15 protein-coding genes are annotated in these 24,906 nt (G+C 70.0%); 10 read left to right on the top strand and 5 right to left on the bottom strand.

Annotation, left to right across the window (positions count from 1 at the left end; all coding sequences use genetic code 11):
- The first annotated feature begins 56 nt into the window (after nucleotides 1-56).
- Genes ABNQ39_RS35780 through ABNQ39_RS35765 form a run of 4 tightly spaced genes read left to right on the top strand, consistent with a single transcriptional unit; the run spans nucleotide 57 to nucleotide 6,924 of the window.
- A complete protein-coding gene (locus tag ABNQ39_RS35780; protein WP_376967287.1) occupies nucleotides 57-2,261 on the top strand; it encodes a TolC family protein in 2,205 nt (734 codons plus the stop codon).
- Nucleotides 2,258-3,109 (top strand): efflux RND transporter periplasmic adaptor subunit, encoded by an 852-nt coding sequence (locus ABNQ39_RS35775; RefSeq protein WP_376967285.1) that lies wholly within the window; start codon nucleotides 2,258-2,260, stop codon nucleotides 3,107-3,109. Before ABNQ39_RS35780 ends, ABNQ39_RS35775 begins: the two co-directional genes overlap by 4 nt.
- Nucleotides 3,106-4,599 carry an efflux RND transporter periplasmic adaptor subunit gene (locus ABNQ39_RS35770; RefSeq protein ID WP_376967283.1) on the top strand — a complete coding sequence of 498 codons (1,494 nt, stop codon included), beginning with the start codon at nucleotides 3,106-3,108 and terminating at the stop codon, nucleotides 4,597-4,599. The genes ABNQ39_RS35775 and ABNQ39_RS35770 overlap by 4 nt, the downstream gene beginning before the upstream one ends.
- A gap of 45 nt (nucleotides 4,600-4,644) precedes the next feature.
- Nucleotides 4,645-6,924: an HlyD family efflux transporter periplasmic adaptor subunit gene (locus tag ABNQ39_RS35765; RefSeq protein ID WP_376967281.1), complete on the top strand. Its 2,280-nt coding sequence runs from the start codon at nucleotides 4,645-4,647 to the stop codon at nucleotides 6,922-6,924.
- A 39-nt stretch (nucleotides 6,925-6,963) separates the two neighbouring features.
- On the opposite strand, the gene ABNQ39_RS35760 is transcribed toward ABNQ39_RS35765, so the two are convergent.
- From ABNQ39_RS35760 to ABNQ39_RS35745, 4 genes are all read right to left on the bottom strand, one after another.
- Nucleotides 6,964-10,086, bottom strand: a complete 3,123-nt coding sequence (locus ABNQ39_RS35760) for a M10 family metallopeptidase C-terminal domain-containing protein (protein WP_376967279.1) — start codon at nucleotides 10,084-10,086, stop codon at nucleotides 6,964-6,966.
- A gap of 127 nt (nucleotides 10,087-10,213) precedes the next feature.
- A complete protein-coding gene (locus tag ABNQ39_RS35755; RefSeq protein WP_376967277.1) occupies nucleotides 10,214-10,879 on the bottom strand; it encodes a hypothetical protein in 666 nt (221 codons plus the stop codon).
- Nucleotides 10,880-11,036: 157 nt separating this feature from the next.
- The gene (locus tag ABNQ39_RS35750) at nucleotides 11,037-14,108 is read right to left on the bottom strand and encodes a glycosyltransferase family protein (RefSeq protein ID WP_376967275.1); all 3,072 of its coding nucleotides are present in this window, start codon (nucleotides 14,106-14,108) and stop codon (nucleotides 11,037-11,039) included.
- Entirely contained in the window at nucleotides 14,105-15,706 is a 1,602-nt protein-coding gene (locus ABNQ39_RS35745; protein ID WP_376967273.1) for a glycosyltransferase, read from the bottom strand. Before ABNQ39_RS35745 ends, ABNQ39_RS35750 begins: the two co-directional genes overlap by 4 nt.
- Nucleotides 15,707-15,883: 177 nt before the next feature.
- On the opposite strand from ABNQ39_RS35745, the gene ABNQ39_RS35740 reads away from it, so the two are divergent.
- Nucleotides 15,884-17,227 carry a hypothetical protein gene (locus ABNQ39_RS35740; RefSeq protein WP_376967271.1) on the top strand — a complete coding sequence of 448 codons (1,344 nt, stop codon included), beginning with the start codon at nucleotides 15,884-15,886 and terminating at the stop codon, nucleotides 17,225-17,227.
- A 51-nt stretch (nucleotides 17,228-17,278) separates the two neighbouring features.
- On the opposite strand, the gene ABNQ39_RS35735 is transcribed toward ABNQ39_RS35740, so the two are convergent.
- Nucleotides 17,279-17,830: a hypothetical protein gene (locus tag ABNQ39_RS35735; protein WP_376967269.1), complete on the bottom strand. Its 552-nt coding sequence runs from the start codon at nucleotides 17,828-17,830 to the stop codon at nucleotides 17,279-17,281.
- Between the two features lie 240 nt (nucleotides 17,831-18,070).
- On the opposite strand from ABNQ39_RS35735, the gene ABNQ39_RS35730 reads away from it, so the two are divergent.
- The 5 genes from ABNQ39_RS35730 (at nucleotide 18,071) to ABNQ39_RS35710 (ending at nucleotide 24,893) form a co-directional block, all read left to right on the top strand.
- Entirely contained in the window at nucleotides 18,071-18,658 is a 588-nt protein-coding gene (locus ABNQ39_RS35730) for a D-sedoheptulose-7-phosphate isomerase (protein ID WP_376967267.1), read from the top strand.
- 8 nt (nucleotides 18,659-18,666) lie between these two features.
- Nucleotides 18,667-20,391 (top strand): O-linked N-acetylglucosamine transferase family protein, encoded by a 1,725-nt coding sequence (locus tag ABNQ39_RS35725; protein ID WP_376967265.1) that lies wholly within the window; start codon nucleotides 18,667-18,669, stop codon nucleotides 20,389-20,391.
- Nucleotides 20,392-20,455: 64 nt separating this feature from the next.
- Nucleotides 20,456-21,280, top strand: a complete 825-nt coding sequence (locus ABNQ39_RS35720; RefSeq protein ID WP_376967263.1) for a class I SAM-dependent methyltransferase — start codon at nucleotides 20,456-20,458, stop codon at nucleotides 21,278-21,280.
- Between the two features lie 119 nt (nucleotides 21,281-21,399).
- Nucleotides 21,400-22,911 carry a tetratricopeptide repeat protein gene (locus ABNQ39_RS35715; RefSeq protein WP_376967261.1) on the top strand — a complete coding sequence of 504 codons (1,512 nt, stop codon included), beginning with the start codon at nucleotides 21,400-21,402 and terminating at the stop codon, nucleotides 22,909-22,911.
- Nucleotides 22,908-24,893, top strand: a complete 1,986-nt coding sequence (locus ABNQ39_RS35710) for an O-linked N-acetylglucosamine transferase family protein (RefSeq protein ID WP_376967259.1) — start codon at nucleotides 22,908-22,910, stop codon at nucleotides 24,891-24,893. The genes ABNQ39_RS35715 and ABNQ39_RS35710 overlap by 4 nt, the downstream gene beginning before the upstream one ends.
- Nucleotides 24,894-24,906: the final 13 nt, after the last annotated feature.

The following is a 24,906-nucleotide window of genomic DNA, read 5'->3' as shown; positions in this document are numbered from 1 at the left end:
CCCGTGCCGCTTTTTCCTCGTCCAATCCTTTTCCGCCGAACGGAATTGCTCCCACCATGAAGACTTCGACCGCTCACCTCCGCCGCCGCTTGCTTTCTTCGGTGGTTCCCGTCGCCGTCCTGACGGCATCCCTGCTGGCCGCGGGCTGCGCGGTCAAACCCGAGCCGCTGACGGCCGACGAGAATCTGGCGCGCGTCCGCACGGATCTGGGCGTCGTGCTGACCCCGCAGGAGCCGCTGACCAAGGCGGTCTCGATGGACGAGGCGATGGCGCGGGCCATCAAGTACAACCTCGACGAACGCGTGAAGCTGATGGAGGTGGCGGTCGCCACCGACCAGCTTGACCTGTCGCGCTACGACATGCTGCCGCGCGTGGTGGCGGCGGCCGGCTATGTCGGGCGCAACAACGACGCCGGGTCGGAGAGCCTGAACCTCGCCACCGGCCGGCGGACGGGCGAGAGCACCACCGCCACCGACAGGCACCGCCGCACCGGCGACCTCGCCTTCACCTGGAACGTGCTGGACTTCGGCGTCAGCTATCTGCGGGCGCGGCAGAACGCCAATCTGGTGCTGATCGCCGACGAGCGCCGCCGCCGCGTCGTCCAGGGCATCATGCAGGACGTGCGCACCGCCTATTGGCGCGCCGTCGCCGCCGAGCGGCTGCTGACGCGTCTGGCGCCGCTGGAGAAGCGGGTCGAAGGAGCGCGCCGCGACGCCCGCACGCTGGAGGCGCTGCGCGTCCAGGCGCCGCTGCAGGCGCTGAATTACACCCGCACCCTGGTCGAGACGCTGCGCCAGCTGCAGTCGCTGCGCCGCGAGCTGGTGGCGTCGAAGTCGCAGCTGGGCGCGCTGATGGGACTGCCGCCGGGTGAGCCGTTCGAGATCGAGATGCCGGCGGCCAGCGTCATGCAGTCGCCGCCCAAGCTGGATGTCGGCGCCGAAGCGCTGGAGACCTACGCCCTGCTGAACCGGCCGGAGCTGCTGGAGGAGAGTTACAACCAGCGCATCTCCGCCGACGAGACCTGGCGGTCACTGCTGAAGCTTCTGCCGGGCATCGACGTCAACGCCGCCCTGCGCTACGACAGCAACAGCTTCCTGCTGAACCAGCGCTGGGCCGATTATGGCGCGCGGATCAGCTGGAACCTGATCAATCTGGTGTCGGCCCCCGCCACCAAATCCTATGCCGAGGCGCAGGAGGAGCTGATCGCCTTCCGCCGTCAGGCGCTGAGCATGGCGGTGCTGAGCCAGGTGCATGTGGCTGTGCTGCAGTACCGCGAGCTGAAGCAGGAGTTCGCCCTGACCGCTGAGCAGGCCGACCTCGACACCCGCATCCGCTCGCAATACATCAACGTCGGCGAGGCCGGGCAGGTCGGCGAGCTTGGCGTGATCCAATCGGAGGTGACGGCACTGCTGTCCGACCTGCGCCGCGATCTGGTGCTGGCCGACCTGCACAACGCCTATGCCCGCGTGATGGTGTCGGCCGGCGTCGACCCGCTGCCCGAGACGATGGCCGCCAATGACCTGCCCACCCTGACCCAGGCGGTGAGCCGGGGCCTGTCCTCCTGGCAGGAGCGCGCCAACGGCGTGATCCGCGTCAAGGACCTGATGGCCGCGCCCAAGACCGCTGCCAAGGATGCCCCCAAGCCGGAGCCGGTCAAGCAGGACGCGGTGAAGCAGGAGCCGGTCAACAAGCCGGTTCCGGTCGCGGCCGCCCCGGTTGCCGTTCCCACCCCGGCCCCCGCCCCGGCCCCCGCCCCGGCCTCCGTTGCAGCCGAACCGGCTCCGGCCGCCACGCCCTTCGTGCTGGCATCCTCCGCATCGCCGGTGCCTGCATCCTCTCCCGCTCCTGCCCCGGCACCGGCTCCCGCTCCGGTTCAGGCCGCCGCTCCGGCTCCCGCTCCGACGGCACAACCGGCCGCCGCTCCCGCCACCCCGGTTGCGACGGCATCCTTCTCTCCCGTTATCCAGGCTGATCTCGGGGCTTACGCAAGCCACAGGCTTGCCGAGCAGGAATGGGGTATCATCGCCAAACGCCTGGGAACGGAGAGCAACGGGGTTGGCGCCCTGTATGCCGCCACCCGGCGCAGCCAGGACGGCAAGACCATCGTCCAGCTGCGCGCAGGCGGCTTTGCCGACCGCACCGCGGCCGAACGGTTCTGCCATCGTGTGAAGGATAGTCAGCGGGAATGCACTGTTCGTACCCTTTCGGCCCAAGAGCAGCAGTCCGACAGCCAGACCGCCGATCGGCTCGCGTCGCTGTGATTTGTTCCGGTGCCCGGCCCGGCATTGCCGCCGGCGCCGCTCTCCTGATCGCGCTGCTGGGTGGGGGCCTCGCCCCCACCCCGGCGGTGGCCCAGGACGCTTCGCAGGGGCAGGTGCGCGCCCTGATCGAGGCCCGGCGGCACGCCGTCCTCTCCTCCGAGATCCCCGGCCGCATCGCCCGCATGAGCGTCGATGCCGGCCAGAGCTTCAAGGCCGGCGAGCTGCTGGTCGGTTTCGACTGCTCCAGCTATCAGGCGGAGCTGGACGGCGCCCGCGCCCAGCTGAACGCGGCCGAGGTGACGGCGCGGGTCAACCGGCGCCTCAACAGCCTGCGCTCCATCGGCGAGGCGGAGGTGCAGCTGGCCGAGGCCAAGGCCCAGGTCGCCCGCGCCGACGTCCGCAAGGCGGAGGTGCAGGCCCGGCGCTGCGACGTCAAGGCGCCCTTCGACGGCCGGGTGGTCGAACGCCGCATCCAGGAGCATGAGTCGGTCGCCGCCGGCGCGCCGCTGCTGGAGATCCTGTCCGACCGCGACCTGAAGGTGGAGCTGATCGTCCCCTCCTCCTGGCTGGTCTGGCTGAAACCGGGACAGCGCTTCGACCTGCGCGTCGACGAGACCGGCGCCACCCTGCCTGGCGAGGTGGTTCTGCCCGGCGCCAAGGTCGATCCGGCCAGCCAGTCGGTGAAGGTCACAGCTAAGCTGACCGGCGAGGGCGTTCCGTCCGGCATGATCGCCGGCATGAGCGGCACCGCCATCTTCCCCGAACCGGCGGTGTCTTCGCTGCCAACCGGAAGTCAGGGGGCTGGAAACCAGGGAAGCGCCTCCAAGGCCGGAACCGCGAAGCCATGAGCGCCGCCATGGCCCAGACTTCACCTCAGACCCCGCCCCAGCAGCCCGCCCTGCCCCAGGGGGCGCCGCAAGGGGCGGTGCAGGGAAGTGCGCAACCCGTCAACAGCCTGCTGATGCTGCTGGAATTGCAGCGGCAGGCCTGGCGGCAGGCAACGGCGCCGGAGCTGCGCTATCACATCGTCAACCAGACCCGCCGGCTGATCGCCTATCGTCAGGCGGCCTTCCTGGCGGTGGGCGAGCGCGGACGGGCGACGCTGGAGGCGGTGTCCAACATCGCGGTGCTGGAACCGAACGCCCCCTTCGCCCAATGGCTGGAGGAGGCGGTGCGCGCCGTCGCCACCAGGGATGACGCCAACAGCGTCCATGTCGTCGACCCCGCCACCCTGCCCGCCTCCGTGCGCAGCGCCTGGGGTGAATGGGGACCGGCGCAGGTGCTGTGGTGCCCGCTGCGCAAGCCGGAAACCCCGCGGGAGGCGCCCCGGGGCGCCTCCGAGGGAGCAGCGCCCGGCGCCGCGGCGGAAAGCCGGACCAAGGCCGCGCTGCCGCTGGCCGGCCTGTGGCTCGGCCGCGACGAGCCCTGGACCGACGGCGAAATCCTGCTGCTGAGCCATCTGGCCGAAGGCTACGGCCATGCCTGGTGGGCGCTGTCGGGCAAGCGGGCGAAACGGCACGGGCTGCGCCGGGCCCTGCTGCCGCTGCTGGTGCTGCTGGCCGTCGGCGGCGCGCTCGCCATCCCGGTGCCGATGTCGACCCTGGCCCCGGCCGAGATCCAGACCAGCAACCCGGTGATCGTCGCCGCTCCGCTGGACGGCGTGATCGACCGCTTCCATGTGCAGCCGAACCAGCCGGTCGCGGCCGGCCAGCCCCTGTTCAGCTTCGAGTCCACCGTCCTGCGCAGCCGCTTCGAGGTGGCGCGCAAGGGACTGACCCAGGCGGAGGCCGAGCTGCTGACCGCCTCGCAGGCCGCCTTCGCCGACCCGCAGACTAAGGCGCGAGTCGCCCAGCTCCGCGCCCAGGTGGAGTTGCGCCGCGCCGAGATGGCGCTTGCCCGCGACCTGCTGGACCGGGTGACGGTGAAGGCCGAGCGTGCCGGCATCGCCGTCTTCACCGACGTCAACGACTGGCTGGGCAAACCGGTTTCGGTGGGCGAGCGCGTGCTGACCCTGGCCGACCCGCAGGCGCCGGAGATCGACATCATGGTGCCGGTCGGCGACGCCCTGGTGCTGGAGCCGGGTTCCCCGGTGGAGCTGTTCCTCAACGTCGATCCGCTCCACCCGCTGCGGGCGCGGCTGACCCATGCCAGCTACGAAGCCGGCCTGTCGGCCGCCGGCGTGCTGTCCTACCGGGTCAAGGCGGCGCTGGACGCGGGAGAGGCCCCGCCCCGCATCGGCCTGCGCGGCACCGCCAAGATCCTGGGCGACCGCGTGCCGCTGGCGCTTTACCTGTTCCGCCGCCCGCTGGCCCTGCTGCGCCAGTCGCTGGGCATCTGAGGCGCTGCTCCAGAAGCAGCCCCGAAGGCAACCCCGAGGACTTCCGTGTCCATCGCCCTCACTCCGACCGGCACTCCGACCGGCACTCCGACCGGCACTCCCGCCGCTTCCCCCACCGTCGACACCGCCCCGGCCGATCCGCTGGCGTCGCTGCGGCTGCCGGGGTTGCGCGACGATCTGGCCCTGCTGCCGGCGCCGGCGGGACAGGACGGGGCGCCGGGCTGGACCGTCCACGACCCGGTGCGCAACCGCTATTTCCGCATCGGGCCGGAAGGCTTCGCGCTGATCGCCCACTGGCACCATGCCAACCCGCGGGCCATCGCCGCGGCGGTGGCGGAGCAGAGCCTGTTCGAGCCGACGGTCGAGGACGTCATCGGATTCTACCAATTCCTGGCGGCCAACAACCTGACCGTCGCTGCCGACACCGCCTTTCTGGCGCGTCAGGCGGCGGCGCGGCACACCGGCTGGTTCTGGTGGCTGATCCACAATTACCTGTTCTTCCGCATCCCGCTGGTGCGGCCGGACCGCTTCCTGTCGGCGACGGTGGGGCTGGTGGCGCCGCTCTACAGCCGGGCCTGGATGGCCGTGGTGCTGCTGACCGCGCTCCTGGCCGGGCTGCTGGTGGCGCGGCAGTGGGATGCCTTCCTGCACACCTTCCAGCATTTCTTCTCGCCCGAAGGGCTGGCGCTCTACGGCGTCACCCTGCTGGGCACCAAGATCTGCCACGAGCTTGGCCATGCCTACACCGCCAAGCGCTTCGGCTGCAGGGTGCCGACCATGGGGGTGGCCTTCCTGGTGATGTGGCCGGTGCTCTACACCGACACCACCGACGCCTGGAGGCTGGTGTCGCGCCGGCAGCGGTTGGCGGTGGGGGCCGCCGGCATGGCCACCGAGCTGACGATCGCCGTCTTCGCCACGCTGGCCTGGAGCTTCCTGCCGGACGGGCCGCTGCGCAGCGCCGCCTATTTCCTGGCGACGGTCAGCTGGGTCACCACGCTGGCGATCAATCTCAGCCCCTTCATGCGCTTCGACGGCTATTACCTGCTGTCCGACGCGCTGGATGTGCCCAACCTGCAGGAGCGCGCCTTCGCCATGGCGCGCTGGAAGCTGCGGGAATGGCTGTTCGGCCTCGGCATGGCTCCGCCGGAGGAGATGCCGGCGGGACGGCGGCGCATCCTGCTGGCCTATTCCTACGTCACCTGGGTTTATCGGCTGGTGCTGTTCCTCGGCATCGCTCTGCTGGTCTACCACGTCGCCATCAAGGTTCTGGGGATCCTGTTGTTCGCCATCGAGATCGGCTGGTTCGTCGCGCGCCCCTTCCTGACCGAGGCCAAGGCCTGGTGGTCTCTGCGCGACCGTTTCCATGTGAACCTGCGCACCGGGCTGACGCTGGCCGGGCTGGCGGCGGCGGCCGGGCTGACCCTGCTGCCGGTGACCGCCACCGTGTCGGTGCCGGTGGTCTGGCGGGCGTCGGGATTCGCCACCGTCTACGCCCCCTTCCCCGCCCGGCTGGAGGAGACGCTGGTCGCCCGCGGCCAGAGCGTGGTGGAGGGCGAACCGCTGTTCCGCCTGACCGCCCCCGACCTGGAGGGCAAGCTGCGGCAGGCCGAGCTGCGCATCGACTGGATGCAGGAGCAGATCGCCCGCATGACCGCCAGCCGCGAGCAGCTCGACCGCGTGCGGGCGATGGAGGAGGATCTGGCCGCCGCCCTGGCCGAGCGGCAAGGCATTCTCGACAGCCGCGACCGGCTGGTGGTGCGCTCCCCCCTGTCGGGCGTCGTGCGCGACATGGAGGATGCGCTGATCCCCGGCCGCTGGATCGGCCCGAAGCTGCCGCTGGCGACGGTGGTGGCGCCGGGCAGCGGCGAGCTGGTCGGCTATGTCGGCGAAGGCGATTTCGACCGGCTGAGCCCGGGAGCGGAGGCGCAGTTCCACCCCGACGATCCGCTGGCCCCCCGGCGCGCGGCGACGGTGCGCGCGGTCGATCCGGTCGCCGTGTCGGTTCTGGACGTGCCGGCACTCGCCTCGGTCAATGGCGGGCCGGTGGCGGTCGAGGGACAGGCGGGCCCCCAGCCGGGCCAGCAGCCCCATGGCGGCTCCACCCGCAGCGCGCTCGCCCCGGTGGAGGCGGTCTACCGCATCACCCTGGACGTTGAGCCGGTAAAGGCCGGGCCGGCGAATGGCGGGCCGGGCGCAGCCGTCGCACAGGACGGGCCGGAGCGCGTCACCCGCGGCATCGTCCGCGTGGCGGGCGAGGCCCGCAGCATCGCCGAACGCTTCTGGCGCATGGCCGCGTCGGTGCTGATCCGCGAGACGGGATTCTGACCGGGCCAAAGGAGATTCGCCGTCTCGGGGCTGCCCGGATCACCCCAGCCCCGCCGCCAGCATCCCGTCGTCCGACGCGGCGAAGCCGGCCGCGGCCGGGCGGACATAGCCGATCGGGTTGGGGCGCGTCTCGTTGCGGCCATACTGGATGAAGTGGACCAGCGCCTGCTGCTGGTCGCTGCCGAAGGCGCGCTGGAGGTCGGGGTTGGCCATCAGATAGGCAAGCGCGTTGAACCGGGTCGGGCGCCCGGCCGCCTGGCCGATGGACTGGTAATGGGCGGTGGCGGCGGCGGTGTCGGTGCCGAAGGTTGCTGCCAGATCCGGGTTGGCGGCCAGATAGCTCAGCGCGTCGAAGCCGGCGGCGTCGCGCCGCGGTGTGTTGCCGTAGAGCACGACATAGAGCTTCACCTGCTGTTCGCTGCCCGAAAAGACGCTCAACAGGTCCGGATTGGCCAGCAGATAGTCATGGGCGTTGAAGCTGGTGCTGCGGTTCTCCAGCCGGCCATAGCGGATGTAATGCTCCTCCGCCCGCACCGGATCGTTGCCGATTGCGGCGGCGATGTCGCGGTTGGCCGCCAGATAGGAAAGCGCGTCGAAACTTGTGCTGCGCCCCTCCCGCCGACCGCTGGACAGGTAATGGCCCGCCGCCCGCGCGGTGTCGGTGCCGAACGCGGCGGCGAGGTCGGGATTGGCCGCCAGATAGGCCAGGCTGTCGAAGGTGATGCCGCGCCCCTCGGCCCGGCCGGAGGTCACGTAATGGCGGGCCGCCGCCGCCGGGTCCAGCCCGAAGGCCGTCGCCAGATCCGGGTTCGACACCAGATAGCCGTAGCCGTCGAACCGGGTGCTGCGCTCCTCCCGCTGGCCGCTGGACAGGTAATGGCGGGTGGCCGCCGTCGCGTCGGTGCCGAAGGCGGCGGCGAGGTCGGGATTGGCCGCCAGATAGGCCAGCGGGTCGAAGCTGCCGGCCGACCGCCCTTCGCGGCGGCCCAGGGTCAGATAATGCCGGCTCGCCGCAGCGAGGTCGTAGCCGAAGGCTGCCACCAGATCGGGATTGGCGGCGAGGTAGGAGAGCGGATCGAAGGACCGGGTCGCCCGCCCCTCCGCCCGGCCGGCGGACAGGTAATGCGCACGCGCCGCCGCGGTGTCGGTGCCGAAGACGGCGGCAAGGTCGGGGTTGGAGGCGAGATAAACCAGCGGGTCGAAGCCGGCCATCGTCTCGGCCAGCGTGGTCACCCGCAGGGTCACGGTCTGGCCGCTGACGGCCCCCTGGCTGTCGGTGACGGTGTAGGCGAAGGTCCCCGGCGATGCCGGGGTGCCGGTTGGCGCCTGATAGGTCAGGCCGGCCAGATCGGCCGTGCCCAGCGTCATACCGCCGGTGACGGCGGTGCCGTTGGCGAGCCGGAGCGTGCCGGCGGACGGCAGGCGGACCAGCGTCACCGTCATGCTGTCGCCTTCGTCCGGGTCGCTCGGCCGGTCGATGCCGAGCGCGATGGCCGGCCCGGCCTCCAGGGCGGTCAGGGTCTTGTCGCCCTGGACGGCCGGCGGCCGGTTGGCCGGGCGCGAGGCGATGGTGAAGCCGATCCAGCGGCTCCACGCCACGCCGTTGTAGGCGCGCACCGACAGCTCGTCGACGCCGGTCAGGGTGGAGGCGGCGAAGGTGACGCCGGAGAAGGCCGCCGCGGTCAGCGGCACCACCGTGCCGGTCGCCTGGGCCACCCCGCCGACCATGATGGAGCCGGCACCGTTGGTGTTGTCGACCAGCTCATACTGGGTGACGAGGCCGCCGGCCGGATCGGTCGCCGTGATCAGGCTGGCGATGCCGACGGAGGAGCCGATGGAAACCCGGCCGGCCCTGGCGGTGACCGCCGGAGGCAGCAGGCTGATGCGGGTGTCGGCGAACAGGGCGAATTCGACGTCGGTCAGCGTGTCGGTGCCCTCGCCGCCGCCGGAAATGGTGGCCCCGTCGGAGGTGACGGTGATGGTGTAGGAGGAGCGGCTGCCGTTGTAGACCGCGGTGTCGGTTCCGCCGCCGCCCTGCAGCGTGTCGTCGCCGGTCCCGCCGGTCAGCGTGTCGTCGCCGGCCCCGCCAACCAGCAGGTTGTTGGCGCTGTTGCCGATCAGGATGTCGTTGCCGCTGCCGCCGATGGCGTTCTCGATGGTGACGCCGGTGGCGATCGACACATTGCCCACCGCCAGCCCGCCCGAGCCGTTGGGGCCGATGGAGCTGAAGGCGCCGGGGGTCAGGTCGATGCTGACCGCCGAGGCCTGGCCGCTGGCATCGATGGTGTCGGTGCCGCCGGCATCCCAGATGGACTGGCTGACCGCGGCCGTGTTGCTGCCGAAGGCATAGCGGTCGTCGCCGATGCGGGTGTTGGCGTTGGCGCCGTAGAGATACTGGGCCGCCGCAATGTCGTACAGCGCGGGCCCCGTCGCCAGCCCGTTCAGTCCCAGGCTGGGGTGCCTGTTGTAGGACATGATGGTGTAGCGGTAATTGTCCTCGCTCGAGGACAGGTAGGGCGGCTCGCCCCCGCCGCCGGTGGCGTTGTAGTTGCCGGGATGCTTCAGTCCGATGGCATGCCCGATCTCGTGCAGGATGGTCAGGTAGCCGTAGGTTCCCGGCGTCGGGCTGGTGTTGGTGGCGCTGCTGTTGGACAGGTAGACGTCGCCGCCGCCGTCATAGAGCGAGCCGGTCGGATAATAGGCATAGGCGGCGCTGGAGCTTTGCCGGTTGGTGCCGAGGCGGATCGACCCGCCCTGCCCGCTGTTGGCGCTGTCGGAGGTCTCGACGAAGAAGATGTTGGCGACGGCGCTCCAGGCGGCGAAGGCCTGGCGCACCGCGTCGCGCTGCGTGGCGGACATCGGCGCGAAGCCTGTCCCGTCCGAGACGGTGGCGTAGGACGGCAGCTGCTCCATGAAGCTGTAGGTGACGGTTGCCCCGCTGCCGACGCCGCCGCTGCCCCAGCGCGGCGTCCCCGACGCCAGCAGGGCCGAGACGGTGGATGAGGCGGCAGCCTGCGGGAGCATGCCCTGCGACGCTCCCTGCAAATCCGGCGCTGCGGCGATGGCGGGAGCGCTCCAACCGGCAGCGCTGCACAACAGGCAGGAGCAGGCGGGCATCGTGCCGCCTGGGGCGTCGGGCAGGTCGGAGAGGGTGAGTGTCATGACCGGGAGGAAAACCGCACCGCGGACTGCGGCACGGCCACTCTACAGCCTTTCATTCTCCTATCGAAAGGGGCGGTTATCCCGGACCTTTTTTCTCACCGCCGGGCCTCGGGAGTGAGCCGACAGATCATTCCCGACTCTTCGCCTTGATCTGAATTTTGGAAACCGGGAAAGCGCGTCTGTGGACATAGATGGCCTGATCGGGCCTTAGAATGCCTTGCAACTCGCCGTAGATGCCTATGTCCTCGGAGTCTATGCCGTAACGGCTGGCCAGGACGGAATAGATGCTCTGGTCATGGCGATGGTTCTTGTGATCGCCAAAAATCGCACTCTTGATGCAGGCGTAAAGAAACCCCTCATCCACGTAACGCTGGAACCGGCCATTGGATTTGTAACCCTGGATTCCTGCGGATATCTGAGTGGCATCCTTTTCCTTCTCGGATGCCCCCATGATCTTCAAGCAGAGATCATGGGTCCAGGTCTTGTTTTGCCCCCAACCGCCGACGACGAAAATGTGATTATTTTCGATCTTCTCGTAGATGTCCTTGATGTCCCTTAGCAACATCGCCCCGGAATCCAGATAAAAGATGTTATGCCCGTAAGATGCCGCATCCTTGATGACGAAGGTCTTCCAGGCATACTGCTTGGGGGTGAGGAATCCGGGGTATATGTCGGACACCCAGGCCGGGAATTCCACGACCTGGACCTTATGGCACTTTTCCAGGAAAGCGACCTCTTCGCCCGAAAGACCGAGATTATAGACAAGAATCTTGTCAACGGTCGAATCGCTCACTCCATGGACAGTACTGATCAACAGAAGACACGATGAGTAATATTCGGAGTTGCAGCAAGTGACTAGAACATTCGTCATCTTCACTCCATCCGAAAACAAATAGATCTCTTGGCAATAATCGCACCGATATTATCAGAAATATTCCTTATCAACAACCTTATAGATCGCTTTTCATTCCGATCAGCTCATCGAACACCGCTTCGATGCGGTCGACGGACCGGGCGACGGTGAAGTCGCGGGCGCGGTCGCGGCCGGACAGGGCCATGCGCTGCCAGGCCGCGCGATCCTTGACCAGGCTGCGCAGGCGGCCGGCAAGCGCCTCATGGTCCTCGGCGGGAAACAGCAGGCCGTCCACGCCGTCGCGCAGCACCTCGCCGCTGCCGCCGGTGCCGCTGCCGACCACGGTCAGGCCGGCGGCCATCGCCTCCACCTGCGAGATGCCGAAGGGCTCCTGGAAGACGCTTGGGAAGACCAGGACGTTGCAGCGGGCGAACAGGCCGGACAGGCCGCGGCGGTCGAGGAAGCCGGTGAAGCGCACCTTGCCGGTCATGCCGTGGCGCTCCACGAAGTCGCGGCAGCGGGCGGCGAGGTCGGCGTCCGGCGCCTCCCCGGCGAAGGTGCAGTCGAAGTCGATGCCCTCGCGATGCAGGATCGCAAGCGCGTTGATCAGCGTCTGCGGTCCCTTGTAGTTGACGAACAGGCTGGCGAAGGCGATGCACAGCCGGTCGATCGAGGGCATCGCCGCGCGGTGGAAGTAATCGACGCGGGCGCCGGGGTGGATCACCGTGGCGGACAGGCCGTAGCCGCCGGCGGCCAGCCGCTCCGCCACCCAGCCGCTGGCGGGCCCGGCGCGGTAGAGGGGGGAGCGGGGTGCCGCCTCCGGCGCGTAGCCGGGATGCTGGTTGCCCAGGCAATGCAGCACCGGAACCCCCATCTCCCGGGTCAGCGGGTCGAGAAACTCGGTCGCCAGCATGTCGAGGTTGCCGACCAGACAGGCGTCGGCGCCGAAGTCGCGGGCGGTCTCCAGCACGCGGCGGATGTTGGCGCGGATCAGGGCCGAACAGTGGGCCGGGTCGTCGTGGATGAAGGCCCGTCCGGACTTCCAAGTGCCGTAGAGGGTCAGCGACCGGTCGACCTGCGCCTCGATGTCCTCGGTGCCGGCGATGCCCGGCCGGGCAAGCTCGGGGATATCGGCGGTCAGCACCTTCACCGCATGGCCGCGGCGGATCAGCTCGGCCGAGAATTCCCAAAGCTTGCGGCCATAGCCGCCGAACTCCTGCGGCGGGAACAGGTTGGTGACCACCAGGATGCGGCGCGGACGCCCGGTGGAGGGGGCCGTCGCCTGCCGGAACAGCGCGCCATAGCGCTCCAGCCCCGGATGGCCGCCGGCCGCGGCGGCAAGCGCGCCGGCGTCCAGGTCGGGGGCGGGGTCGGCCGTCCCGGCAAGGCCGGCGGCGCGCCGGGCCTCGGCCAGATAGATCGACGCCTCCACCGGGCGTCCGCCCGCCACGCACAGGCGGGCCAGCCCGGCGAGCGCATCCGTCTGCCCGCGGTCCAGCCCGACGGCTTTCAGCAGGAAGCGCTCGGCCAGATCGTTGTCGCGGAAGCGGGCGGCCAGTTGGGCGACGCCGACCATCTGGTCGGGGGTCTGCAACATCGGCTCCAGCGCCGCGAGGCGCGCGCGCCTCACCTCCGGCACCAGTTCCGCCGCCAGATCCGGATCGGACAGCGAGCGTCCGGCATAGCGCAGCACGTCGGCGCACTGGAACAGGATGCCGCCCGCTCCGCCGGAACCGGCGTCGGCCGGCGCGAAGCCCCAGCCGGCCAGATAGGCGGAGGCCTCGGCATGGTCCCGCGCCGAGGCGGTGGGACAGAGGATGGAGGCGCCGGGCAGCCGGACCATCCGGCGGTCGGTCTCGGTCCTGTCGGTTTGGGCCCTGTCGGTCTGGCGGCCTGGCCAGGGCAGCAGCGCCACCGCCTCATCCCGCACGCGGGCGGCGGAGGGGGGCAGCGGCAGGGCAACCGGGCGGGCCGGATCGGGATTGGCCGCGTCGGCCGGCGCGGCGAAGGCCACCCGCGGCAGGTCGCGGACCATGAGGCGCAGGTCGGCGGCGAAGCCGTCCCCTTCGGCGGCATGGACGGTCAGCCGCGACGCGGTCAGCTGCAACCGCTGCAACGCCTCGTAGGCGGCGAGGCGGCAGCGGAAGCCGGCGCCCCGGACCGGCAGGGCGGACAGCCCGCGCCGCTCCCCGCGGACCTCCAGCGCCGGATCGACGCGGTCGTCGAACACTGCGGCGTGGAACTGGGCGCGCTTGACCTGCGGGCTGTGGAATTCCAACAGATGCGCCTGCCCGGCCCGGCGGATCGCCATCGCCTGATCCGGATGGTCGAGGTAATGGCGCACCAGCTCCACCAGCTCGTCCGGCGAGCGGTATGTCGCGAGATGGCGGCCGGGAGCGAAGCAGCGCTCCAGCCCGGCATCGTCCGACAGGGCGTCGGTGATGAGGAAGCCGCCGGCGCCCAGCGCCTCGAAGACGCGCAGGTTGAGGTCGCCGTTCAGCGAGACGTTCAGCGTGATCTGCGAACCGGCATAGATGTCGGCTGCCATCTCCGGCGCCGCCTGCATGCCCACCAGCGGCAGCCCGGCCTCCACCAGCCGGTCCAGCACATGACGCCGCCAGGGATGGAAGGCGCCGATCTGGCCGACGAAGGTGAGCGGACGGTCGGGGACCGCGGGAATGTCGCGCCGGCGCAGCGCATAGTCCACCGCCGGGATCCAATAGACGCGGTCGAACCCCGCCTCCAGGAAGGCATGGGCATGCTGGCGGGTGTGGTCGAGCACCACCGCGTCGAAATTCTCCATCGCGCCATAGGCCAGCAGCGTGCGCAGCGGGCTGGTGAAATGGTGGCTGTCGCCGACCAGCAGCACCTTGGTCCCCGGCAGCCGGTCCAGCCCGCGGGGAAGGTTGCGCCGGGTGGCGTCGGCCTTCACCACGATCAGCTCCGGACGCTGGTGCGCCGGCAGGCAGGCGACGATGGCCGGCAGATCGAACTCGCCGGGCGGGGTGTTCAGCGAGGCGAAGCCGTCGCCCGTCTCCACCGTCGGGCAGTCGGGCCCGCAGAACACCTCGCGCTCCGAGAACAGCGGCCGGCGGTAATAGTCGGGCGGAGCCAGGCAGCAGAACAGCGTGACCGGGTTCGGCAGGCGGGGAGCGGCGAGGCTGGTCACAGCGCGTCCAGCTCCCGCAGAAGGGCGATCAGCCGGCGGGTCGCGGCCTGCCAGCTGAAATGCTCCAGCAGATGGGCCTGCGCCGACCGGCGGGTGCCGGCGGGGTCGTCGATGACCGCGCGCAGCAGCCGGGCGGCTTCGCCCTCGTCGGGGCTCCACCAGCTCTGGCTGGCATAGGCGCCGATGCCGGGGGTGACGGCGCTGGGGATCATGTGCGCCACCTGCGCGTCGAGATAGGCGTGGTAGGCGCTGTGGTCGGGGGCCAGCAGGGTCAGCCCCATCGCTCCGGCCTGGGCCATCGGCAGATCCCAGCCCTCGCCGTGCGACATGCTCCAGTAATGGGTGGAGGCGGCGTGGAGCGACGTCATCTCCGTATCCGACAGCTTGCCTTCCACCAGGAACACCGGCGCCGCCTGGTCCGGCGTCCGGCCGGTCTGCGCCGACACCTTGGCCAGAAGAGCGCGAATGCCGCCGGAGACCCCGGCGGCCTTGCCGGGCTTCAGCAGCAGGGCGGCCGGATCCTCCTTCCGCGTCGTGCGCAGCCAGACCCGCAGGATCCCGTCCAGATTCTTGCGGTCGTTGAAATCGGAGACATTGAGGATGCGCACCGGATAGTCGGCCAGCCGGCGGCCCAGATTGTCGGCGATGACGGCGGGGGAGACGTCCCCTGGGGCGGCGTTCGTCTCCACCCCGGCGGGGCAGATGTGGATGCGGTCCTGCGGATGGCCGGCGCGCAGCCAAGCCGTCCGCGAGGATTCGGTGGCGACGACGACATGGTCGTGGCGCCGGCTGTGGCCCGCCCACAGCGGCGGGATGTCGACCGCCTCGAACATGCTGAAATTGATGGTCTTCAGCCCCGGAACACTCTCCACCGCCGGCGGGGTGGTGACGGTGACGACCGCCTTGGCCCGCACCGGCCGGTCGAGCGAGAGCAGAAGCGGGTCGATCTGGCTGTCCGGCAGATTGTCGGCGCCGCCATAATTCAGATCGACCAGCCGGACCCGGATCCCGGCCGCCACCAGTTCCTGGACGAAGCGGCGGACGACGTAGGCATAGCCGCTGCTGTCGCGGAAGACCCCGCGCACCACCAGCCCGGGCGGCAGGGACGGGTCGGCGGCATCGTCACGGATCGTGCGGGCGGTGACGCAGCGCTGGAGGGCATGGCGCAGCCGCTCGGCGGCATGGTCCCCGGTCTCCAGCGCGGCGGCACGGCGCAGCAGCCGTTCGGCCTCATCGATCCGCCCGCGGGCAAGCGCATCCCGTCCCAGGTGCGACAGCGTCATAACGCAGTCCGGCTCCACCTCCAGCTTGCGGCGGAAATGCGCCATGGCCGCGTCCAGCCGGCCCATCTGCACCAGGGAGTTGGCCTGGTTGAACAGGGCGCCGGAATGGACCGGCACCAGCCGCAGGGCGCGGGCCACCAGCATCGCCCCGTGCAGGGGGGCGGTGTGACGGTCCAGCAGTCCAAGCAGATGGAGCGCATCCGCCTGGGCCGGATCGACCGCCAGGATGCTGCGGTAGAGCGTGATCGCCCGGTCGGTTTCACCGGCCTGGTGCAGGCCGACGGCCCTGGTCAGGAGGTCATGGAGCGTGGTCATGGCACGGGCGCTGTTCTGGAACCGGGGCAGGGAAGATCGGGCATCCGGATCGATGGAGCCGGAAAGCGCAGGAAGATCGGTGAAATTCCTGAGCCTTGCAACAAGGCAGCTTGACCCTCCGGCCGGCGCAGGTGCAATTCAACGCGACTCCGCCCCATCCTTTCTGGGTACCCTTTCATGGTTGCCGCCAGCGAAACCGCCGTTTCCATCGAAATCGAAACCCTGCCGGGGCAGCGGAAGACTGTCCCCGATGCCGTCAAGCAGGCGCTCGACTATTGCAATTCGGGCTGGCTCGACATCAGCATGGACATCTGCGGCCGCATCCTGGCCGCCGATCCCGGCAACGCCCATGCCCTGCTGGTCCAGGGCATAGCCGCCCACAAGAACCGGGAGCCGGCCCGCGCGGTGGCAATCCTGGTGGAGGCGTTGCGCCGCAATCAGGGGTCGGTCGACATCCTCCATCACCTGGGGCTTGCGCTGTTGCAGTGCGGGCATCTCGACCGGGCGGAAGTGGCGTTCGACTGTGTCCTCCAGGGAGCCTCCGACCATGCCGAGGCGATGGCCGGGCTGGCCGACGTGCGCCGGGCCAGGGGCGATGCCGATGGCGCCTACGAGCTGCTGAAGCGCTCGGTCGCGTTGAAGGGCAATTATTCGCCCTCATACATCGCCTATTCGCTGATGCGCTTCGACCGCTCGCTGCCGCCGGGGGAGGAGGGGGGATGGAACCGGCGGCGGGAGGTGCGGCGCGACCGCCCCCGGCTGACCATGGCCTCGCTCGGCTCCTACGGGCGCTTCGCCCAGACGGTGAACGAGTATGTCGCCGTCCGCCTCTATGCCGAGAAATACGGGATGGAGTTCCTGACCCCCGACTGGGTCGGGCATGCCTTCTTCTCCCTCGACGATCCGCGGCTGGACCCGTCGGTGCTGCCGGAATTCCAGGGCTGGCTGCAACAGCGCAAGGACTTCGCCCGCGGTTTCGACGACCGGGTGGCCGACCCCTTCCGCGACCGCGACCTGTTCCTGGGCGGCTCGCCGGTCAACCCGATGCTGACGGAGCGGCGGGCCGACATCCTGTCCTGGCTGACCCCGCGCCCCTGCTGGGACCGCTTCCTGGAGCCGCCGGTGGAGGCGCTGCGCCGCCGCGGACGGACGCTGGTCGCCGTGCACATCCGCCAGACCGACTGGTGGAACCGGGACTACACGCCGCTGTCGCTCTATCTGGACTGGCTGGACGGGCTGTGGCCGACGCTGGAGGATCCGGTGCTGTTCGTCGCCACCGACGAGCCGAGCGTCGTGCCCGAGTTCGCCCGCTTCGACCCGGTGACCCCGGCCGACTTCCCCGTCCGCTGGGAGGGGCTGGAGTATCTGCAGGATTTCCACGTGATGACGCGGGCCGACATCCTGGCGATCAGCACGGGAGCCTTCGCCGCCACCGCCGCCGCCCTGAACCCCTCCCCCCGCCTGCTGGTCCATCCCGAGGAAGGCAACCGCGGGCTGGTGCCGTTCAAGGTGTGGCTGTAGGAGGCCGCAAGGGGGGCGGCGCGCTGCCCCCGCTCCTCCCCCATCCCCTCTTCAGTCCGCCGCTTCCGGCGGCTTGGCCGTCTCGGTTGCGGAGCCGCGCGCCGGGTTCCGCATCGGGTTCCTGGGGTCGAACAGGCCAAGACGCTGGAGGGTCTGGGCGAAGCCTTCGGTCAGCATGGTGATGCGGTCGCTGATCTCGGCGATCTCACGGGCGGAGATGACCGGGGCATCGGCCGAGATGCGGCCGTGGGCGCGGTAGTTCAGGCGGATGGCGACGTCGTCCGTCTCGCCCTGGATCCAGGAACCGTGCAGGATCTTGTTGCGCTCGCGCCCAAGCTCCAGCGCCTCGTCGCAACGGGACACCAGGGCCTTGGCTTCGTCGGCGGGCAGGCGCAGGCCGGCGATGGCCTTCAGCGAGTCGAAACGGGCCTTGACCTGCATGTTGGAGGCGATGGGAAGGAATTCGGTGTGATCGGCGCCGAGCAGCCGGGAGATGCACAGCGACACCATGTCCTCGAGCTGGGCCCAGGACACGGCGATCATGCCGATTGCGCAATACATCTTCACGCTGAGGGGGCCCAGCCGGACCGTCCGCGTCGTCATTGGCCACCCTTGCCATTTTCGTCCCGCCGCCGGGACACAGGACCGAAAATAAGCGTTCCGGACGGTATGGGAAAGCCGTCATTGCGCGGCTTGCAGTTGACAGCCCCCCGCGTTCCATAGGATGCACTGCCCGCTGCACAGGGCGCGGGCATGGACCATGCCCCGGTTCCGTGCCGATACCGTCCCACCGCCCCCCTCGCTGCCGAAGCGCACCATCGGTCACGCAAAGGTATCCAACCCATGGACTCACAGGACATCTCCGCCCCCTCGCTGCACGGCTGCCTCACCGCCGCCATCGACGTCCTGCGGCGCACCATGGACAGCCTGGACCCGGCGAGGGTCGAGGCGGCGGTCGCGGCGGTCACGGCGGCGCTCGGCGCCAACAAGGCGCTGCTGGTCTGCGGCAACGGCGGCTCGGCATCCGACGCGCAGCACATCACCGGCGAACTGGTCGGCCGCTTCCTGAAGGAGCGGCGCGGGCTGAAGGCGATCTGCCTCAGCTCCAACGCGGCCGTCCTGACCGCCTGGAGCAACGATTATTCCTACGACAGCGTCTTCGCCCGCCAGACCGAAGCCTATGGCGAGCCGGGCGGCGTCCTGCTGGGCATCTCCACCAGCGGCAATTCGCGCAACGTCATCGCCGCCTTCGAGGTGGCGAAGCGCCTGGGCATGACCACCATCGCCATGACCGGCGAAGGCGGCGGCAAGATGGCGGCCCTGAGCGACATCCTGCTGGACGTGCCGTCGCGCTCCACCCCGCTGATCCAGCAGGTCCATATCTGCCTCTACCATTACCTGTGCGAGCAGGTCGAAGCCCGTCTGGCCTGATCCCCTCCATGACCTCGTCCACCCTGGACACGCTGAAACGCCAAGCACTGGACGCTTTGGGCGCAGGGCGGCTGGAGGAGGCGGCGGATCTCTACCGCCGCCTGCTGGCGCAGGACGGCGGCGCCGCCGACCTGTGGAACAATCTGGGCGTCATCCTGTCCGAGCTGAAGCGCCCCGCCGAGGCGGCGGCGGCCTTGCGCACCGCCCTGATCCTGCGGCCGGACTACGACAAGCCCTGGGTCGGGCTGGGGAGCGAGGCCTATGGCGCCGACCGGCTGGGCGAGGCGGTGCGCTGCTGGACCCGGGCGATCCGGCTGGATCCGCAACAGGGTGCCGGGCTGTGGTTCAACCTGGGCGTGACCCGGCAGATGCGCGGCGAGGCGGCGGAGGCCGCCCTGGCCTTCGACAGGGCCGAGGCGCTGATGCCGGACGACCCGCGCGTCGCCAGCCAGCGGCTTCTGTGCCTCAACTATCTCGACCTGCCGGGCGAGCGCCTGCTGGCCGAACACCGGCGCTTCGACGAGCGGTTCGGCAAAAGATTGAGCGGGCGGCCGGAGGGCGGAGCTGGCAGCCAGCCCGCGGTCCCTCACGCCAACCGCCCCGATCCGGAGAAGCGGCTGCGCATCGGCTATTTGTCGGTCGAGTTCCGCGAGCATCTCGGCGCCTATTTCCTGACGCCCCTGTTCGAGACGGCCAGCCGCAGCCGGTTCGAGATCGTCTGCTATTCGATCCTGCCGGTCGCCCATGGCGATTCCCACACCGCCCGCTTCAAGGCACAGGCCGACGGCTGGCGCGATGTGGGCCATCTGGACGACGAGGCGTTGGCCGCGCAGATCCGTGCCGACGGCATCGACATCCTGGTCGACCTTGCCGGCCATTCCGGGCTGAACCGGCTGCCGATGCTGGCGTTGCGCCCGGCGCCGGTGCAGGTGACGTGGTTGGGCTATCCCAACAGCACCGGCATGACGTCGGTCGACTACCGCATCGTCGATCCGGTCAGCGATCCGGTCGGCCCGACCGACACCCATGCGGCGGAAACGCTGGTCCGGCTGCCGGCGCCCTTCCTGTGCTTCCGCCCCCCGGCCTCCGCCCCGCCCGTGGTGCCGCTGCCGGCCGGTGCGACCGGGGCGGTCACCTTCGGGTCCTTCAACAAGCTGTCCAAGATCACGGACGCCACCATCGCGCTGTGGGCCGACGTGCTTCGCCGGGCGCCGGACGCGCGCCTGCTGCTGAAGGACCGGCCGCTGTCCGATCCCGGCACCGCCGCCGCGATGAAGGCGCGCTTCGCCGCCGCCGGAATCGACCCGGACCGGCTCGACCTCGTCGGCTTCATCAAGGACGCGGCCGGGCATCTGGCCGCCTACAACCGCATCGACATCGCGCTGGATCCGCATCCCTACAACGGCACCATCACCACCTGCGACACGCTGTGGATGGGGGCGCCGCTGGTGACGCTGGCCGGCTCGCGCCACGCCGCCCGTGTCGGCGCCAGCCTGATGACCGCCATCGGCCTGCCCGAACTGGTCGCCGCCACCCCCGACCGCTATGCCGCCATCGCCGCCGATCTGGCCGGCGACCTGACCCGGCTGATGCGGCTGCGCATGGGCATGCGCGAGCGGGTGAGGGCATCGGCGCTGTGCGACGAGACGCGCTTCATGCGCAACCTGGAAACCGCCTACCGGCTGATATGGCGGCGCTGGTGCGACGATGCCGCAACCGGGCGCCCGGCTTGACAAGCCCGCCCCCCGGCTTCTACCGATAGCCCCGTCTCCCGATCCACCACACCGGACCGCCGCGATGAGCGAAGCGCCGCCCTCTTCCCCCGCCCCCGACACCGCGTCCGCGGTGCACAGCGGGTCGGCCGACCGCTTCGGTTACGAATGGGGCCGCTATGCCGAGCTGAAGGGCATCTACGAGGAGCAGTTCCGCCGCTGGACGCCCTTCATGGCGCCGGAGGACTGGCGCGGCCTGACCTTCGTCGACGTCGGCTGCGGCATGGGGCGCAACAGCCATTGGCCGATGAGCTATGGCGCCGCCGGCGGCCTGGCCATCGACATCGACGAGCGCAGCCTCGCCTCGGCGCGGTCCACGCTGGCGCCGCATCCGGCGATGGAGGTGCGCCGCCAGAGCGCCTATGAGCTGAACGAGGTGGAGCGCTTCGACCTCGCCTTCTCGATCGGCGTCATCCACCATCTGGCCCATCCCGAAACCGCGCTCGCCAACATGGTGCGCGCGGTGAAGCCGGGCGGCCGGGTGATGATCTGGGTCTATGGCCGCGAGAACAACGGCTGGATCGTCCGGTTCGCCGACCCGCTGCGCAAGGCGCTGTTCAGCCGCCTGCCGATCGGGCTGGTGCATGCGCTGTCCCTGCCGCCGACCGCCCTGCTGTGGCTGGCCTTGCGGCTGGGGCTGGACCGGCTGGAATATTTCCGCCTGATCCGGCGCTTCGACTTCGCCCATCTGCGCTCCATCGTCTTCGACCAGATGCTGCCGAAGATCGCCAACTACTGGCGCCGCGACGAGGTCGAGGCGCTGATGACGGGCGCCGGGCTGGAGGATGTCCGGCTTTCCTGGGTGAACGAAATCTCCTGGACGGCCATCGGCCGGAAGCCGCAGGGGTAAGGCGGGACAAAACCGGGAAGGGAACCGGCGGCGCCAGCCCTTTATTGCCGCCGGCAACGCTGTTGGGGTAAGACACCGCAGGTCTGTGCAGCGGGACCGAAGCGTTGGGGTCCGAAGCGTTGGGGGTTGCCATTACCGAGTTCTCACCGGCCTTCATCGAGGCCTTCAACGGTGCCGCCGCCCTGTTCCGGGACGGCCGTTTCGACGAGGCCGCCGCGACCTTCAGCCGACTGGCCGACGAGCATCCCGACATCGCCAACCTGCACGGCAATCTCGGCCTGTCGCTGCGGGCCGCCGGCCGGCCGGACGAGGCGATGGAGCCGCTGCGCCAGGCACTGCGCCTGCGCCCCGCCTATCCGGACGTTCTGAATGCGCTGGGCAGCATCCTGCTCGACCGGCGCAACCTCGATCATGCGCTCATCGCCTTCCGCGAGCTGGCGCGGCTGCGGCCGGACTATCCGGGCGCGCTGCTGACGCTCGGCAACCTGTTCATGTTCACCGGCGACGGGGAACGGGCGCGCGCCGTCTACCGGCTGTCGCTCGCCGTCGAGCCGGACGTCGCGGTCAATTACAACAATCTGGGCGCGGTCAGCCTCAGCCTGGGGTCTCCGCACGACGCGGCGCTGAGCTACCGGCGCTCGCTCGCCATCGCCGTCGACAAGCCGGAATACCGCAAGAATCTCGGCACCTGCCTGCTGATGGCCGGCGACTACGTCAACGGCACCGTCGCCTATGAGGGCCGGCTGGAACAGCCGGTCTGGCGCAAGCGCAACATGCCGGGCACGCTCTGGCAGGGCCAGCCGCTGGAGGGCCGGACCCTGCTGGTGCATTACGAGCAGGGGCTGGGCGATTCCTTCCAGTACATCCGCTATGCCGGCGTGCTGAAGCGCATGGGCGCGCGGGTGCTCTACGAATGCCAGCCGGCGCTGAAGCGGGTGCTGTCGACCGCCCCGGACCTGGACGGGCTGTTCGCCTTCGGCGAACCGTTGCCGCCCTATGATTATTACATCTCGCTGATGAGCCTGATGCACCGGCTGGGCACCACGCCGGACAATGTTCCGGGCGGCGTGCCCTATCTGCGGGCGGAACCGCCGCTGGCGGCCCGCTGGGCGGAGCGGCTGGACGGGCTGGAGGGCGGCAGCCGCCCGGCCTTGCGCGTCGGCATCAACTGGCACGGCAACGAGACTGGCAAGTCGATCCCGCTGGAGTGTTTCGAGGCGATGGCGCGGCTGCCGGGCGTCCGGCTCTACAGCCTGCAGAAGGTGTCGGGCCTGGACCATCTGGCGCGGCTGCGCGACCGCGTGGCGGTGACGGAGCTGGGGGCGGATTTCGACGCCGGTCCGGATGCCTTCCTCGACACCGCCGCGGTGATGGCCAACCTGGATTTGATCGTCTCCTGCGACACCTCGGTCTGCCATCTTGCCGGCGCCATGGGGCGGCCGACCTGGGTGGTGCTGAAATGGTTCGCCGACTGGCGGTGGATGCGCGACCGGCTCGACAGCCCCTGGTATCCGACCATGCGCCTGTTCCGTCAGGCGAGATCCAACGACTGGGCCGAGGTGATGGGCAGGGTAACGGCGGACGTGGCGGCGGAAGCCGCCGCGCGGGTCGCCGGAGGGGCCGGGCGATGACGCTGAACGAAGCGCTGCAGGCGGCGCTGACGCATTTCCGCGCAGGCCGGATGGCGGAGGCCGAGGAAGTGTGCCGCGCCATTCTGCAGGCCGCCCCCGGAACGGGCGAGGTCGCCCAGCTTCTCGGTGTGACGGTGATGATGCAGAACCGTGCGCAGGAGGCGGAGACGATCCTGCGCCAGGCGATCGCCATGCGCCCGGACCTGCCCGACAGCCACGGCAATCTCGGCACCGTGCTCCAAGCGCTGGGCCGCATGGCCGAGGCGTTGGCGGCCCACGACCGCTGCGTCCAGCTCTCGCCCTCCACGCCGGAAGCCTATGTGAATCGCGGCTCGGCCCGGCTGTCGCTGGGCGACCGCAACGGGGCGTCGATCGATTTCGCCCGTGCGCTCCGGCTCAATCCCATCAGCACGCTCGCCGCCGCCAATCTGGGCGTGGCCCTGCGCGAGAGCCATCGCGTGGCGGAGGCCGACCGGGCGCTGCGCCGGGCGCTGGTCGTGGAGCCCGGCCATGCCGAAGCGATGCTGGGCTATGCCCATACCCTGCGCGAACTGGGCAGGCTGTCCGAAGCGAAGGCCGCCTATACCCGTGCGGTGGCGCTGTCCCCGGCCAAGACCGAAGCGCTGTGCTACCATCTGTACCTGATGCAGACGCTGTGCGACTGGGACGATTATGACCGGCTCTGCGGCCGGGTGAGGGAGATCATCGATCAGGACGGGGGCGTCGTCATCCCGCTGGCCGCCCTCTCGATCGAGACCACGCCGGCCCAGCAGGACCGCTCCGCCCGCCTGTTCTTCGACCGGGTGGTCAAGCGCCCCTCCATCGCCCCCTTGCAGCCGCGCCTCCCGTCGCCAGACGGCCGGCTTCGCATCGCCTATGTCTCGGCCGACTTCCACGAGCATGCCACCGCCTTCCTGGCGGCCGAACTGTTCGAACTGCACGACCGCGAGCGGTTCGAGGTGCTGGCCTATTCCTACGGCCCGGACGACGGCAGCGCGATGCGCCAGCGGCTGGTGAAGGCCTTCGACCGCTTCCGCGATATCCGCAGCGTACCGCTCGACGCCGTCGCCCGCTGCATGGCCGACGACGGCGTCGACATCATGATCGACCTGAAGGGCTACACGAAGCAGACCCGGCTCGACCTGCTGTCGCGCCGGCTGGCGCCGGTCGAGGTCAGCTACCTAGGCTATCCCGGGACCATCGGCTGCCCGCACATGGACTATGTGATCGGCGACCGCTTCGTCACCCCGCCGGAGCACCAACCCTTCTATGCCGAGCGGCTGGTGCTGCTGCCGGACGCCTACCAGATCAACGACCGCCGCCGGCCGCTGCCCGACAGCGTTCCGTCGCGCAGCCAGTGCGGCCTGCCGGAGACGGGCGTCGTCTTCGCCGCCTTCAACACCGCCTACAAGATCGGCCCGGCCATGTTCGCCCTGTGGATGCGCATCCTGAAGCGTGTCCCCGGATCGGTGCTCTGGCTGTTCGAGGCCAACCCGCTGGCCGCCGGCAACCTGAAGACCGCGGCGCAGGCCCAAGGGGTCGATCCGGCCCGCCTGGTCTTTGCCCCGCCCCGTCCGCTGGCCGACCACATCGCCCGCTACCGCCTCGCCGATCTGGCGCTCGATACCCTGCCCTACACCGGCCACACCACCACCAGCGACGCGCTGTGGGCGGGCTGTCCGGTGGTCACCTGCCTGGGCGGAACCTTCGCCTCGCGGGTGGCGGCCAGCCTGCTGAATGCCGCGGGGCTGCCCGACACGGTGACGCAGTCGCTGGCCGAATACGAGGATCTGGCGGTGGCGCTTGCCGGCGATCCCGCCCGCCGGGCCGGCTTCCGCAAGCGGCTGGAGGATGGGCGGATGACGGCGCCGCTGTTCGACAGCCACCGCTTCACCCGCAACCTGGAAAGCGCCTATCGGGTCATGTGGTCGCTGCACAGCGCCGGCCGCCCGCCCCAGGGCTTCATCCTTCCCAAGGGCTGAAGGGGGTGGAACG

The organism is Azospirillum sp. A26, assembly GCF_042604635.1.
Taxonomy (GTDB): Bacteria; Pseudomonadota; Alphaproteobacteria; order Azospirillales; family Azospirillaceae; genus Azospirillum; species Azospirillum palustre.
This window is presented reverse-complemented; position numbering and strand designations above follow the sequence as displayed.